The following is a 14,925-nucleotide window of genomic DNA, read 5'->3' as shown; positions in this document are numbered from 1 at the left end:
CTACTCCTCCGTATTCCGGGACTTTTCCTGAATCAGTCCCGCTTTAGGGTCAAGGCAATAGACCACTACTTGCCCAGTTGTTGCTATTTGGATTCGGGGCGGTTCGCCCACCTGACTCACTAGCTTCAGTACAGCAGGTTCGTGACCGTCCCGATAAACCGTAATAAAATTAACCGACGGTCCTTTGTGCCGAAGCATAATACCTCGTAGCAATCTACTCGGGTCTTCGGCATTACCCGGTGTGCGGATTTCATACATAGTGGAGCCGGGCGCCAGTATAGTACTCGTGGATACTTCATACTCCCGGCCGGTGCTCACTCCATCATAACGGATATTCCACTCCGTATTTAACGGACAATCCGTCTCATTTTTCATTGCGGACAGTACTTCTACTGAGCCATAACCTGCTTCCAGACCAAGGACTGCCGGAGAGTCCGTCTGGACACGGTGAAGGTCGAACGGTAACAGCAAATGTCCCGTCGGATGAAACCATAAGTCCACTTCCTGATCCCGCTCCGTCACCTGCTCAACATGAAACCAATCCAACAGCCAACCGCCGGCCAATACAAGATGCCGGTCTAGAACAACTCCTTCATAGGCGCCGTCTGAGCGAATCCATAAGTACGTAGCATTGCCTTCCTGACGGAATTGACAGCAGCTTCCGGTATGTGGAGCTTGGGAGCGCCCTCCGATGGTAACCGTGTTATGGCTCGCGGTTTCGGAATACCATTCCTTCCGCAAAACAGATCCATAAGGAACCATGCCCAGCTCGGGAGCAACCTCCCCCCATCGGTGCATAATCGTGATATGAAGCTTATCAAAATGCCCATGTGATCCGCCATGCTCTCCGAAATCCGCCAGAACGGACAACGGATTGCCCGGGTGGCGGAGCACGGCGAATCCGGAATCCGGCAGTAGAACAGAGTCTCTCACCCTGTAACTGGTCTGAAGTTCCTTACTCTCACCTGCTCCATACAGCACTGCCTCCAGACCAGTCCTTAATTCCTGTCCATATAGATACCTATAAGCATTCGCCAGTATTGGCTGGAGACTCGGGTCTTTGTAAACCGCAATACCTATTTCAAATACTTCAGCAATTTCTCGGGCGAAAGGAACGCGCGCATAAGGACCATCATGCACGGCTGGAAGCTCCCCGTTATCGCCGCTAAGCTCTACCAGCAACTGAAACATGCCACGGATGGATTGTCCCTGATCTCCTTTGGCAGCATAGAGGTCAACCCCAAAGCGCCCGGACATCTCGGCTGCTATGAGATAAGCCCGCAATACAAAAATGTGGTAGTACGTGCTGCCTTCAAATTCAAAGCCATCTGGCTTCACGCCAATGGACAGATGATGATAGAATCCGCCTTCTCCCTCCAGCAAAGAAGCAAGCTTTTCTCTGGTACCTTTGGCGGCATATACACAAGCCAGGCTAGCGTTCAACCATGCGGTATAATTGTTCTCTGCATTCTTCTTCTCGTAAATGAGGATGTGACGGTATTGCTCCATACTCTCCTCCAGCATCGAGAAGAACACTTTCAGCTTTACCTCTTCCTCCCCAGTGAACGTTACTCCATGATCCACAAGCAGCAGATAGGCCCGAATAAGCGTAGTGGACCAGATAGCCTCTGTCAGCGCCTGATGAAAGGCACGGCCACTAAGCATCCAGGGTTGAGCATCGGGATGAACCGGATACAAAGGGAACTGCTCCGCATAACCGACAAGAATCTTCCGGGCTAAGCTGCTGTAGAATTCTTCTCCGTCTGCGGCGAATACCACGGCAGCTTGCAGCGCGTATCGCGCCATTGCCTGATGCCGGTATACCAGCCATGCTCCCCGGTAGGGCTCACCTTCCAGCTTGCAGCCCTTCGGGCAAGAAAAGACAACCGCATCTTGCTCCATAACATCGAAGATTAGCTCAGTATGATGCTGGGGACATACATATTGGTGCCACCAGCCACCAGGTTCTGTCGGGAGCAGAATCTCTTCTCTCCGGAAGGGATCCAGCTCCATTTTCAATTTATCCACCTCAAGACCAACCCAGGAAAAAGTATCTGCTTTCTCCTTAAGGTTCATCATCGCATGAACAAGCCTCCGTTAATTTCAATAATTTCGCCTGTCAGATAATCCGACAGCTCTGAAGCGAGGAAGAGTGCCACATTGCTCACATCCTGTGGAGCACCTTCCCGGCCCAGCGGAATCTTCGCAATCGTTGCCTGTCTTGCCGCATCCGCAGTAAAGGTAGCATGGAAAGCGGTCTGACCGATAAATCCAGGAGAGATAGCGTTTACATTAATCCCGTGAGGACTCAGCTCTTTGGCAAGTCCCTTGGTATAAGACCATACCGCAGCTTTGCCCGCTGCATAAATGGAAGCCCCCGGTCCGCCGCCGTCATGGGCCGCAAGGGAAGATACATTGATGATTTTACCGCTTTTCTTGGCAATCATCCCTGCGGATACGGCTTTGCAGGCAAACACGCATGATTTAAAATTGACGTCCATCACCTTGTTGTAATGCTCTTCGTTCATTTCAGTATTGGGAACCCGATTGATCATGCCGCCTGCATTGTTGACGAGAATGTCGATGGTTCCGCCGAAATGCTCCTCTATTTCCTTTACCATATTTTCCAATTGGGCAGGACTTGTTGCGTCTGCCTGAAAAGCATAAGCTTCTCCTCCGGCCTGACGGATCGCTTCCACCGTCTCCTCCGCAGAACCGAACAAATAGTTTACCGCCACTTTGGCGCCGGAAGCAGCCAAAGTCTCCAAGATTTGTCGGCCTATCCCTGCATTGGACCCTGTAACAAGCGCAATTTTACCAGTCAAATCAATTTTCATTGCCTATTTCCTCCTAATAGTAATTTTTTCTGAAAACATCTTTTTCCTCACTCCGCAGGCATGGATAAGATCAACCGGGTTCCCTCATTCTCCACGCTTTCGACACTTAATCCGTATTGTTCACCGAACACCATTTGAATTCTCCGGTGCACGTTCATGAGCCCGATTCCACCTCTATGATAGAGGGAGTCTCCTTCCGTATCCGCCAGCTGATTCAGATTCAGCTTCTCACGAAGCTTATCAAGCCGTTCGCGGGACATCCCTGCGCCGTTATCCTCTACAAGAACTAGAAAACGATCTCCCTCTTTTCTGGCGTCGATTCTAATATAGTGCTTGTCTTCAATTCCCTCGGGAAACGCATGCTGAAAAATATTTTCGATCAAGGGCTGAAGTGTAAGCCTGACCATCTTAGCCAGTAGCAGCGTCGGCGGAATCACTACGTCAATTTCGAACTCCCTGCCGATCCGGTGCTTGAGAATCGTCATGTAGCTCAGTACATGATTAAGCTCATTGGCAATCGTAATTTCCTCCAGATTAGTTTGGATGGAGTAGCGAAGCATGAATGCCATGGCCTCCACTATTTCTGTGATTTCATCCGAATCCTGAACGACCGCATAACATTTGATAGTCTCTAATGTGTTATATAGATAGTGCGGATTAATCTGCAGCTGGAGTGCCTGGAATTCAGCTTGATGACGCTCCAGAGCCTCCTTCTGGGTGGTAAGCTCCGCTTCGTATACCCGCTCAATCATTTCGGACAGCCGGGTCACCATGAGATTGTAGCTGCGCATCAATCCCCCCAGTTCATCCTGACGGCCGTTCATCTCAAGCCTGCGCCACTTGCCTTTTTCCGTCTCCCTCATGCCCTCCTTAAGAATCAGGATGGGCTTCGTGATGGATCGTCCGAACCAGGCTGCAAGGAGCAGTGTGCCGACAAGCGTGAGAACTCCCACCACCAGCGTGGTCGTACGAATGGTAGAAATAGGCTTGCGCAGCTCACCAACGGGTATGGATACTACAAGCTGCCATTTGGAATATTCGGATTTTCTCGACACGAACAAATACTCTTTCCCGTCTACTTTTTCCACCACAGAGTCATTTGGGTGTTGAAATACATTCTGAATGTGCTCAGCAGATAACCCAGGGTGGTTATTATTCCCTTCCGCCCGGTAAAGGAGCTTGCCGAATTCGTCCATGATAAAATAGGACCCGCCCTGTCCCAGATCAAGAGGTTCCCATATACGGGCCAGATCCTCAGCCTTGAATTCAATGGCGACTATACCTTTGGAACGATAGGAAGAGACCCCTCTGATTCGGCGGACCATCGTAATAATGTTCTTATCCCCTTCATTCATCACATTCGTGTTGAGAATGGTAATGCGGCCGCTCTCCGGCGTATGTTCGCTTAAGAAACGGTAGCGTTCCTGAGGATGAAACTGCAGGCTATGTGCCTGATAGGAGTTATCATCGCTAATGGCCTTGCCGTGTTCACCGATGACGTACATCAGATTAATCTGGGGATACAGAATAAACAAAGAACGAAACAAATACTTCTGAATGTCATTCGTATATTGATAGTAGGAGAAGCTATCCTCCGGGTCCATATCCAAGAACTCCTTGACTTGATTGTAGGACAGGATGGAATCGCTAGCCTTTTCATAATTTTGCAAATACAGATCCGTTTGATAAGACGCACTTCTGATGACTTGAGCAATGGACTTCTCAGAAGACTTATCCAGCTCAGCCGAAGCCTGAAAATAAGAGATAAATCCAACCATGGACAAGGATAGAAGAATGACGGTGAGAAAGGAGGCAAACAGCTTGTTTGACAGACTCTTTCTCATTAATCGATCCCCAGCTGGTTGCGGTACTCAGAAGGAGCCAGCCCGGTGAACTTTTTGAACGTCTTCGTAAAATGAGGATGGTCTGCATACCCGACTTCATAGGAAATATCGGTGATCCGATAGCTTGCATCGGCAAGTAATCTTTTGGCCTTCTCCATCCTGCGTTTTATGCGGTAATGCACAAAGGTCTCTCCTGTTGAGTGCTTAAACATCTGGCTGAAATAAGAGGCATTTAGCCCAAGCACTTCCGCCACTTCTTCCAGCGATACTTCCTGGGCGAGATGCTTTTCAATAAATGCTTTAGCTTCCTCTATCGGATCCTTCGCTTTACCCTTGCGCTTTCTACGAAGCTCTTCCAATATAGCTGCTGACGCTTCTGCGAAGCAGTGAAATAACTGCTCAGGTCCAGCTGCTGCGGACAAGTCTAACACGCTTTTACCGGGTGTAACTGAATTGACAAGCAGCTTCTTCACGAGTAAAGCATAGCCCTCTTCCAGAAGCTCTTTTTGCTGAATTCGGCTCATCTTACGCTGGAGGAAGTCAGTTTCCCATTCCTTCAGTACAAGGTACAGCCTTTCTTTATCCAAGGTCCAGATGGCATCATCCATACGCACGACCCATTCATCGAGCTTAGCGACAGAGACAAAACTCTCTAACTTCTCTCTATGCGCTTCCAGTTTGCCGATCACATTTTGAAGGTTCCCTTTGCTCACGGGTTTCAGGAGATATTCTTTCACTCCATAGGACAAGCATTGGCGGGCGTATTCAAAATCCCCATAACCCGAGATGACAACAGTCTGAATATCCGTCTCCATCTCCGACAGCCGCCGGCACAGCTCCAGTCCGTCTACCTTGGGCATACGGATATCTGTAAAAAGAAAATCCGGCTGCTCCTCCATAATGAGCTGAATTGCCTCTTCGCCATTCTGGGCCAGCTTAATGTTATACGGATGCTCGCCGCATTGCTGGATCATGATAGAAAGTCCCTTTCGAATCATGGGCTCGTCGTCTACGATTAATACACATCTCATCCATGGATACCACCTTCCGATTCGTCTCGCTTAACGCGTTCCTATTCTACCACACTATGATAGATCAGGATTTGACGGATCCGACCATCATTCCTTTAACGAAATGGCGTTGAAGAAACGGGTAAATCATGATAATCGGAATAGTAGCGACAATGATAACAGCCATTTTAATGCCCTCAGGTGAGGTGTGGGCCAAAGAGCTATACACTGAGGAAGCCGGATCAATGCTGATATCGTCCGTCTCGAAGAGCTTCTTCAACATCACCTGCAGAGGCCATAAAGACGGCTTGTTGATATAATACAGAGCGCTCATGTACGTATTCCAGTGCCCGACGGCGTAGAAAATCCCCAATGAGGCCATTACCGGTTTGGACAACGGCAGTACCATATTGACTATGATCCGCAGCTCGCCACACCCATCGATTCTAGAGGAATCTATCAGCTCCTGAGGCAGCTGCATGAAGAAGCTTCTCATCACGAAAAAGTTAAAAGCGCTGATGGCGCCCGGAATCATAAGTGCCCATAAGGAGTTCATAAGCCCCAAATTTTTTATCAGGATAAAATTTGGAATAAGAGGGGCGCTGAATACCATAGTGAACAATACCATCATGACGATGTATTTACGTCCTAGGAATTCCGGCCGCGACACCGGATAAGCGAGAGACGCTGTCGCAATCAGATTAATTGCGGTGCCCAGTACCGTAATATAGACGGAGACACCGAACGCCCGCCAAATGGAATGATCGCTGAAAACGTACTGATAATTGATCGCGGTAAATTCCTTTGGCAGCAAACCTACCCTGCCATTAATAATTGCTTCAGAGCTGCTAAAGGACTGGGCAATCACATTCAGAAACGGCAGAAACATAGCCAAAGCGAGAGCGGTCAGAAACAAAAGATTGAACACATTAAATAGATTCTGGCCGCGAGTATAGCGTACTCTCATCATCCCTACCTCCATAAAGAGCGATTAATACAGCGATTCACCGGTTGTTTTTTTGCTCAAAATGTTGCCGATGAGCACCAGAATGAGTCCAACTACCGACTTGAATAGCCCCACTGCTGTTGTATAGCTGTATTGCTGAGACAGCAGCCCCGCCTTATAGATATAAGTGTCCAGAATCTCCCCGTTCCCGGTATTAAGCGCGTTCAGGAATACCCATACCCGCTCGAAGCCAAGATCAAGAAATCTCCCGATATGGAGAAGGAACAAAATCATAATCGTCGGTATCAGAGACGGCAGTGTAATGGCTAAGGTTTGTTTCCAGCGCCCGGCTCCGTCTACTTCAGCAGCCTCATAAAGATCTGGGTTTATTCCTGCCAACGCGGCCAGATAAATGATCGTACCGTACCCGGAATCCCTCCAGATACCGGAACTGATCAAAATCGTGCGAATGTATGAATTTTCACCAAGAAAATAAATTGGTTCAAAGCCGAAGGCTTGTAAAACCTGATTCACAATCCCTGTTCCTGGGGAGAGGATACCCAAGGCGATACCGCTGACAATTACCCAAGACAGGAAATGGGGCATATAAACCACCGTTTGCAAAAACCGTTTGTAAAACACAAGCCGAATTTCATTCAGCAGAAGTGCAAGCAATATTGGAGCCGGAAAGGCGAATATAAGATCATACAAGCCTAGAAGAATTGTATTGCTCAAGATTCTTCCGAAATCCTGGTATTGAAACATCGTCCTAAAGTGCTCAAGTCCCACCCATTCACTGCCTGTAAAGCCTTTAAAAATGTTGTAGTTTTGAAATGCAATAACTGAACCAGCCAACGGCAAGTACTTGAAAATGATGAAATACAAGATCCCGGGAATCGCTATCACATAGAGTGCTCTGAATTTCCACATGTTTAAAAGCAAGGATCTTTTCGTGTCGGCTTTGTAGTTAATAAGGTCAACCCCAGTTAACTTAGCTTTCATAACCGTTTCCTATAGATCCTGTTTTCAGCAGGTTCGCCGGAGCATTCTCATCCAGGGGAATTTCTTGAAATTCGACGGTAATAAATCGTTCATCCCGTTCAATAATTCGGGATAACTCCCGCGTGAATACGGTGACTATCTCCTCCTTTTGCTCACTCGTTCGGCCTTCGTACATCCTAATCTCAATATGTGGCATCGGCCTTCCTCCATTTCCTTGAATAGTGAATGAATCTAACCTCATTCTACCTACAATAAAGCGCTTGCAATATGGAGTTTCTATGAGTGAGCTTGTGTTTTCTTTAGGGTATATTCGGTAACGGCCAACCCTCTACTACCACATGATCATTTTTGAAATAATTGCGACTTATACTGTCAATAAGATTCCCCTGCAGGATGATCCCTTTTCCAGCAAGAAGTCGAATGCCGTTCGTATTACCAATCAGCGAATTTCCGATCAATTGAACGTCCTGCGGGTCGCCCGCTCCGATATCATTTGCTTTGCTGTCGCCGGGATCATGCTCAAGGGATACAGCCCAATAATTCGACGCAGTATTGTTGCGAATGATATTCTCCTTAATGATTGTACCTGGCCCGTTCAAAATCTGAATGCCTTTGGCGTCCTCTATATGAGTTGTATTTTCAATCACATTTCGCTCGATGACTGTATCCGGAGTGCCCATAGTTACATTGATTCCTTCTCTTGTATTACGAATCGTATTGTCATGGATATAGTTGCGCGGTCCTGACTTACTGTGATTGCTGGGTGCTGTACCCCCGGTGTTTCCCAGCCCGATCGCCGCGCCGTAGGGAATGTCACTAATCAAATTGCCGTATATCTCGTTCAAATATTCGAGTTCTCCATGCAGATCGATGGCATCCAGCTTTGTATTCATAAACTGATTGTTTCGCAGGACATTGTTATGGGCAACAAATTGGATCAGCGCCCCATGCCGCAAATAAGGGCCTTCGAAATGGGAGTCCTCCACAACATTCCAAACCGTGTCGTTCTCATACCCGTTGCGGTCCTGTTTGGCCATGCCCTGAATCGACACACCATAGCCAGCACCGCCCGGCCCTACATCTGTCGCATTTCGGAACGTGCTGCGGCGTACGACAATATCACGGCTGTTGTCGATACGCACACCCATACGTGAATACTTCTCTACAGTAACCCCATCAACCGTGATGTTGTATGACGGAACCTCACCAAAATTTGCGATGGTAATCATGCTGTCGGGACCACCTGCGTCCGGGTTGTTCACTTTATGATCCGTCGTGTAGACACCGTTCCAGGTAGAAGTCAATGTGAGGTTGGATATGGACAGATCATGCTGTCCGGATACTTTCATCAAGGTGCTGTTTTTCACCTTATTGAGAGATGTCTTGAGGATGGTTGTTGATTGATCCTCACCGCGAAGGTTTACACCTGACTTGAGCTTCAAATTGACAAGGGTATCCAATGTTGAGTTCAAATTATAAACCCCAGACGGCAAATAGACCTCATCGCCGGGCTCAGCACTGTTTATGGCAGCTTGAATAGCAATACCGTCATCTGTGTCGTTATCGGCGAGATCAGCATTATAGTCCAGCACGTTCAAGAGGCGCCCAGTGGTAGTAGGTGAGGAATGAACCGGATGCACCGTACCATCAGGTTCAGTTAATCCGGGAGCTGTGAATGGGATCGGTTCCCGGGGTGGATTAGGCGTGTAATTCGGAATGCTGGCTACAGGTGTATCTCCATTTGCGAACGGCGCATAGATGTTTACCTCCGATAAACTTGTAAACGCGCTGCCATCAGAATTCCCAAGACCTACGATGCGCACATATCTTGCTTCTGTGTCAGGAAGATCGAAAGGTTGCATCTCTATCGTCCTGAACATACTTGCACCAGTCCATATCGTAGTCCAAGCCAAACCGTCATTTGAAGTTTCGATACTCAATTGAGCCGTGCGCGTATCACCTTTATAAACGGCAATACCTAAATAACTGATCTGCTTCTCTTCGCCTAAATCGTATTGGATCCACGGGCTGTTACCTGCAGCGGACCAACGGGTGAACAAGTTATTATCGATGGTATTCGTTGCGATATTGCCATCGCTGTCGCTAGCTGTCACGTTTGCAATCGCATAAGGAATGATGGGTTCTGTAAGCGTTGACCGGGTAAAAGCAAGCGGTACGGATGTATTGCCCGACTGATCCACCGCTTCAACCTTAAAGCTGTACGCCGTGCTAGGGCTAAGCCCAACGACTGTATACGTTGCATCGTTAACATTGGATAACAGGGTGTTATCCCGGTATACGCGATAGGAGGCGATACCTTGATTATCGCTGGCGGCCGGCCATGAAAGTTGAATGAACTCTGTACCTATATTGACAGCCTTCAGAGAACTTCCATCCGGCCAGGAAGGTTTCTCAAGGTCACTTGAAGGTTCAACCGCTTCTTGAACAACAAGCTGTGGACGGGGGTTGCTGTTGCCATTAGCTTCTTTCGAATAGACATTGAGGGAAATTCCAGTGCTTGCCGTATCACCAAGCAGAAAAGCGATATTACCGCCCGATGCGGACAATCTGTCTCTGACAAACTCGGACACATCGATGCTGTAAACCTGTGGAGCTCCTGATTTGTCTGCCGTTACGGTAAATTTCCCACTTAACGAAGCAATGGTCAGATCCGTGACAGGCGCATTGCTCCAAGTCAGCTCCGATTCAGTCCAATTTGTATCCTTTAGGCCGAATAACGAAAGTTCGAGGTCCGCATTGGATGAACCCTTTTTGGCAGCAACATTAAAAATATACCTGTTTGCAGGATTGCTATATGAAGAGACATCAAATTTAAAATACACATATTTCTTGTTCTCGGCGCCAGAAGAAATACTGAACAATCCATTGCTGCTGCCCGTCGCGCTATTGAAGTTTACAGTGGGCTTGCTGCTGTCGATGACTGCATCGTCGCTCGGTGTCAGACTGGCTAGATCGCGGTATACAACCTCATCATCAGATGTTGTTGCCGTTCGATTCTTTACATATTGATCCATAAAAGCCCAAGCCTCGGCGCTTGCTTGCTCAGCCGCTTCGCCTATAAAACCGTGACCTTGTTTAGGTACAATTTTGACATCGACCACTTTCACGCCTGCATCCTTCAATTGACTGGAGAACGTAATACTGTCCGTGTATGGGATCGTTGCATCCACATCCCCATGGCGGATGAAAAAAGGCGGATCGTCCGGTGACGCATAAGTGCCAGGCATGGCCAACCTTGCCTGGTCTGGCACAGAGAACGCGTCGTTCCCGCCTAAAAGCGCCTTCACGGATTTATAGCTATTAGCGAAATTTGTTGTAAAATCCGCTGGACCGTACAGATCGACAACGGCTTGCACTTGATCAGAATATTGCTGCCAACCGCCATTCCCCTCCAAATCCGGAACGTTTACGGTATGTCCAGTATCCAATGTGATTGTCTCGCCTGACTTGATGTCCCCAGTGGTACCGAGCAGTGAGGCCAGATGCCCCCCTGACGACGAACCCCATACACCGATCCGACTCGGGTCCAAATGGTATTCTGCCGAATGCGCGCGCAAGTAACGGATAGCAAGCTTCACATCCTGAATTTGCGCCGGGAATGGCGCTTCCGGGGTTAGGCGGTAATCCAGCGATACTCCGATATATCCTCGCTTGGTTACATAGTTGCAGATACTGGCAAGGGCTTGCTTCCGGTCCCCATGGTTCCAACCTCCGCCATGAATGTATACCATCACTGGCATCGGTGCATGAGGCGGGATCTTAGGTACGGCAATCGAAGTATAAATCGGCCGCGTTCCAGCGTTCCCAATCAGCACATCTTCATACAGCTTAACGCCTTCAGGAACCACAAACGGCTTAGGTTCAACCGGTGTAGGGATTGGCACCGGTGTCTCTGCGGGTGGTATTCCAGGAATCGCTTGAGCTTTGAGGGCGACACTATCGATGTACATATTCGCGCTCATCAATTCCCCCACACGGACCCGGATCTTGACGTTCGGGTTGTTGTCAGCTCCGCTGCCCAAGTTTTGGACTTTGAGTTGGTTCGGCTCACTGTTCTTTTGTTCCAGCGTCCCTGGGGGCAGCTTAAATTCCTCCAACGTTGTCCAATTTATCCCTCCGTCACCTGACCATTCTACGATGACGCTTCCTCCGATGTAGGAGGATGCCCGTGTATAATAACTCAATTGAAGATTGCGGTACCCCGTCGAATTCACTGGCAGCGCCAATGCATCCTTGCCATCGATTTTCACCAGATTCGGTACGGACGGGGCCGTGGACGAAACCGAAGTTTTCGCCATGCTGTTTCCTTCACCTTCCTGCAGCCAAGGCCCCGGAATGGTAACGCCACCGGTCGATCCAAAATTGTCAGGGTCATCGAAGTTTTCCTCGTAGAGCGTAACATAGTCATCGTTTATTCCGTCTGCATAAACTTTGGTAAGCGCTTGCATTTCCAAAGGCGAGTATAACAAAGCCAACGCCAACAGTACTCTAATGCCCACTCGAAAAGCTTTCCTATATAGTCCGTTTCTCAAATGAATTCCTCCCTGACATGGTATAGGTAATCACAAGCATTATGGAGTTCAAACCTCTTTTGAGATGCAGCTTATTAATGTCGGGACAAAATTACACCGTCGTTATTGTTATAACGTTCTGTTGCTTCCTTGACGACGTCACTTCCCCCTTTCTGCAGCCATTCCTCCACCACCTTCGGATAGTCTGAGATCGGCTTTTTGCCGTATACCATATTGATCACATGCGTCAATATAACAGGCGGCAATTTATCTCCACCTGGAGTGATGTCCGGGTTTTTCTGATAGCCTTTTACTTGCGGTTCAAATTGAATCCCGTCGCGTCCCTCATTCGCAAGTACTGTGTCGTAGAGCTTCATCAAATCTTTTCCTTCGGGTGTGAGACTAAGCGCGCCTTTATTGTAGGTAGTATCCTGTACGAACCACAGCAGGATTTGACGGAACGTTTCCTCATCAGCTTCATCGGCTGTTTTCGGTCTGTTATAGTTAATATTTCCGTTCTCTACAGTGTAGTTTTCCCCTTCAATTCCGAAGGTAAAAAACTTTTCCGCTTCGTCACTAACCATCCAGTTGAAAAACTTGACGATCCCGGCAGGATCTTTCGCATCCTTGTTAATTAAATACGCTCGCGGCACCGTACCGACAAGTCGAAGTCCCCCCTTACCGTCAGGTCCTGTGGGCGAGGCGATCAGCTTCATTTTACCAGTAGGCACCTGTTCTCTTAGCTGCTGATCCCATTGGATCAACAGGTTGGCATTCATGTTCCAGATACCCGCCTTGCCTGCAAGAATATCGTTCTTGAATTTCGTGGGATTAATTGTGACGAACTCTTTGTTTATCAGTCCTTCGTCGAACATTGTCTTGTACGTTTGGATCGTCTTTTGCATATTTTCGATATTCATAAATTTCGGGACAATTTGATCCCCTTGTTTCATAAAGAAATTGGCAAAGGTATCGTAAGATCCGAAGAACATATCCGAATATACAAAGTCCTCCCGGCCCATATAAGGATTCTCCACACCCATCTTCTTAAAAGCACGCATGACATTCAGGAAGTCATCGACTGTTTTAGGCTCTGGCAGCCCTGTTTGTTCCAAAAGATCCGCACGAATCCAAGTTGCCCGGCGTGACGGATTGGACAGCCATTCCGGAATCGCGTAGATATTACCTTTCGCATCGGTCTCCTTGTCCCATGCCTCCTTCGGAACTTTCTTGAGAAGATCTTGCCCATACTGCTCAAGCAATTCATTAAGTGGCATGAATACTCCAGCCTCCACGGAACCTGCCAACTGAGGGTTCGTCAGCCCAGAGCTTGCTTGCACGACATCCGGAATGTCGTTGATCGCGAACATTTGAATCATTTGGGAATCAAAATTTTTCTGCTGCATCAAACGGATGTTAATATCTGTATTTGTAAGTTCCTCCAGCTTTTTGACCCATTTGTCATCATTGATATTCGGATGATTGTCTGCATACGAAATGTTTCCGCTCCGGAACGATATGGAGAAAGCAGTGGTTTTTTCTGGACTCTCCCCAGCTTGCTCTTCTCCCCCCTTATTAGAAGAGGAACATCCATTCATAGAGGCGGCTAATAATGAAACTCCCACCATGGTAAGCATCCAACGCTTCATTTCCATCAACTCCCTATTACAAAATTTGGGACACGGCACTAGAATGACTAGAAGTTCGGAGGGGCTCGATCATGGGCCGCAACAGTTTTGCTAAATGCTCGCTCATTAGCGTGTGTCCATAATCGGAAGGATGAATCAGATCGGAGGTCAGCGAGGTAAGATCGCGCATGACTGATGCGCCATCCAGCAGATGTAGTTGTGGATGTTTATTGCTCTCACAGTAACGAAGCAGCACTTCGTTAAAAATCCCCTCTTGGACATGAAGAAGATGGCCTGCATCAAGAAAATACGTTGCACGATTCGGATAAATCGTAGTAACAAACACAGGTTTGTCAGGATGATTTTCGATAACCCGGTCCAGCATGTAAGACACTCTACGCTTGAATTCCTCGGGAGATACTACAGCACGCATATTGACACCAAGTTCCAGAAACAGAAAATCCCAATCCTCACGTTCAGCCAGATGATCGGCAACTACGTCCTCGCAATAACAAGATCCGCTAAGCGCAAGATTTAGCACATCCACACCAAGTCTGCGCGCTGTCTGCTGTAAGTAACCATTGAAATGATGCGTGGATCCCGCGCTCTGGCTGATGGAAGATCCATAGGCGAGCATCGTAAGCTTCGGTACCTCATCCGGTCTAGGCGCACGTATTTCACAACCAAAAGCATCCATATCGTAGAAAACAGCTCCGAAACGATCAAAATGCAAACGCCATACGTTAGAGGAAAATCCAGACTGATTCAGCCGCTTACTTGATACCTCTGTAAAACGTTCCGGCTCCTCCAAGTGCAGAGTGGTTACCGTACCCGCCTGCAAAAAATGCTGAGAATGAAAAAAATCCCCTCTGCATACCACAACTCGGCCGTTACTATCATTCGATCCGACAGTGACCCTAACATGCTTGGATTCGGTGACAAACCGCAATTCGCAGCCGTTCGATTGTATAGCTTTGGTTCTTCCTTTCTCTGACAAGCCATTGCGCACATGCTGTGGAAAACGCTGGAGATGCAATCCAGATTGATAGGGTTTATGAACCAGCTCCGAAACATTGTGAAAATAAACGCCTTCCTTTTCCATCTTTGCAGCTACACCACCTTAATA

Annotated in this window: 10 protein-coding genes; all 10 read right to left on the bottom strand. The window is 47.9% G+C overall.

All coding sequences use genetic code 11. From position 1 onward, the window contains the following. A complete protein-coding gene (locus MHH86_RS10820; RefSeq protein ID WP_076316550.1) occupies positions 1-2,079 on the bottom strand; it encodes a heparinase II/III family protein in 2,079 nt (692 codons plus the stop codon). Further along, positions 2,076-2,837, bottom strand: coding sequence for a glucose 1-dehydrogenase (locus MHH86_RS10815; RefSeq protein ID WP_076186672.1), 762 nt, complete (start codon positions 2,835-2,837; stop codon positions 2,076-2,078). The genes MHH86_RS10820 and MHH86_RS10815 overlap by 4 nt, the downstream gene beginning before the upstream one ends. 47 nt (positions 2,838-2,884) lie before the next feature. Then, positions 2,885-4,681 carry a sensor histidine kinase gene (locus MHH86_RS10810; protein ID WP_076316549.1) on the bottom strand — a complete coding sequence of 599 codons (1,797 nt, stop codon included), beginning with the start codon at positions 4,679-4,681 and terminating at the stop codon, positions 2,885-2,887. Continuing rightward, the gene (locus MHH86_RS10805; RefSeq protein ID WP_076316548.1) at positions 4,681-5,712 is read right to left on the bottom strand and encodes a response regulator; all 1,032 of its coding nucleotides are present in this window, start codon (positions 5,710-5,712) and stop codon (positions 4,681-4,683) included. The genes MHH86_RS10810 and MHH86_RS10805 overlap by 1 nt, the downstream gene beginning before the upstream one ends. 64 nt (positions 5,713-5,776) lie before the next feature. Continuing rightward, positions 5,777-6,661, bottom strand: a complete 885-nt coding sequence (locus tag MHH86_RS10800; protein ID WP_094902792.1) for a carbohydrate ABC transporter permease — start codon at positions 6,659-6,661, stop codon at positions 5,777-5,779. 21 nt (positions 6,662-6,682) lie between these two features. Beyond that, positions 6,683-7,639, bottom strand: a complete 957-nt coding sequence (locus MHH86_RS10795; RefSeq protein ID WP_036689353.1) for an ABC transporter permease subunit — start codon at positions 7,637-7,639, stop codon at positions 6,683-6,685. Then, positions 7,629-7,835, bottom strand: coding sequence for a tautomerase family protein (locus MHH86_RS10790; RefSeq protein ID WP_051491612.1), 207 nt, complete (start codon positions 7,833-7,835; stop codon positions 7,629-7,631). Before MHH86_RS10790 ends, MHH86_RS10795 begins: the two co-directional genes overlap by 11 nt. Before the next feature lie 103 nt (positions 7,836-7,938). Then, positions 7,939-12,192 carry an alpha/beta hydrolase fold domain-containing protein gene (locus MHH86_RS10785; RefSeq protein WP_076316547.1) on the bottom strand — a complete coding sequence of 1,418 codons (4,254 nt, stop codon included), beginning with the start codon at positions 12,190-12,192 and terminating at the stop codon, positions 7,939-7,941. A 74-nt stretch (positions 12,193-12,266) separates the two neighbouring features. After that, the gene (locus tag MHH86_RS10780; protein ID WP_036689352.1) at positions 12,267-13,820 is read right to left on the bottom strand and encodes an extracellular solute-binding protein; all 1,554 of its coding nucleotides are present in this window, start codon (positions 13,818-13,820) and stop codon (positions 12,267-12,269) included. A gap of 16 nt (positions 13,821-13,836) precedes the next feature. Further along, positions 13,837-14,901: a GDSL-type esterase/lipase family protein gene (locus MHH86_RS10775; protein WP_076275002.1), complete on the bottom strand. Its 1,065-nt coding sequence runs from the start codon at positions 14,899-14,901 to the stop codon at positions 13,837-13,839. Positions 14,902-14,925: the final 24 nt, after the last annotated feature.

Source organism: Paenibacillus sp. FSL F4-0097, from assembly GCF_038593125.1.
Taxonomy (GTDB): Bacteria; Bacillota; Bacilli; order Paenibacillales; family Paenibacillaceae; genus Paenibacillus_AQ; species Paenibacillus_AQ odorifer.
Note: the sequence above shows the minus strand (reverse complement) of the source record. Positions and strands in the feature narration are given on the sequence as shown.

What these genes read in the sequence shown, in the direction of transcription:
- MHH86_RS10795 (WP_036689353.1), bottom strand. Translation starts at nt 7,639, where the DNA reads ATGAAAGCTAAGTTAACTGGGGTTGACCTTATTAACTACAAAGCCGAC.
- MHH86_RS10780 (WP_036689352.1), bottom strand. Translation starts at nt 13,820, where the DNA reads ATGAAGCGTTGGATGCTTACCATGGTGGGAGTTTCATTATTAGCCGCC.
- MHH86_RS10775 (WP_076275002.1), bottom strand. Translation starts at nt 14,901, where the DNA reads ATGGAAAAGGAAGGCGTTTATTTTCACAATGTTTCGGAGCTGGTTCAT.
- MHH86_RS10790 (WP_051491612.1), bottom strand. Translation starts at nt 7,835, where the DNA reads ATGCCACATATTGAGATTAGGATGTACGAAGGCCGAACGAGTGAGCAA.
- MHH86_RS10800 (WP_094902792.1), bottom strand. Translation starts at nt 6,661, where the DNA reads ATGATGAGAGTACGCTATACTCGCGGCCAGAATCTATTTAATGTGTTC.
- MHH86_RS10815 (WP_076186672.1), bottom strand. Translation starts at nt 2,837, where the DNA reads ATGAAAATTGATTTGACTGGTAAAATTGCGCTTGTTACAGGGTCCAAT.
- MHH86_RS10810 (WP_076316549.1), bottom strand. Translation starts at nt 4,681, where the DNA reads ATGAGAAAGAGTCTGTCAAACAAGCTGTTTGCCTCCTTTCTCACCGTC.
- MHH86_RS10805 (WP_076316548.1), bottom strand. Translation starts at nt 5,712, where the DNA reads ATGAGATGTGTATTAATCGTAGACGACGAGCCCATGATTCGAAAGGGA.
- MHH86_RS10820 (WP_076316550.1), bottom strand. Translation starts at nt 2,079, where the DNA reads ATGATGAACCTTAAGGAGAAAGCAGATACTTTTTCCTGGGTTGGTCTT.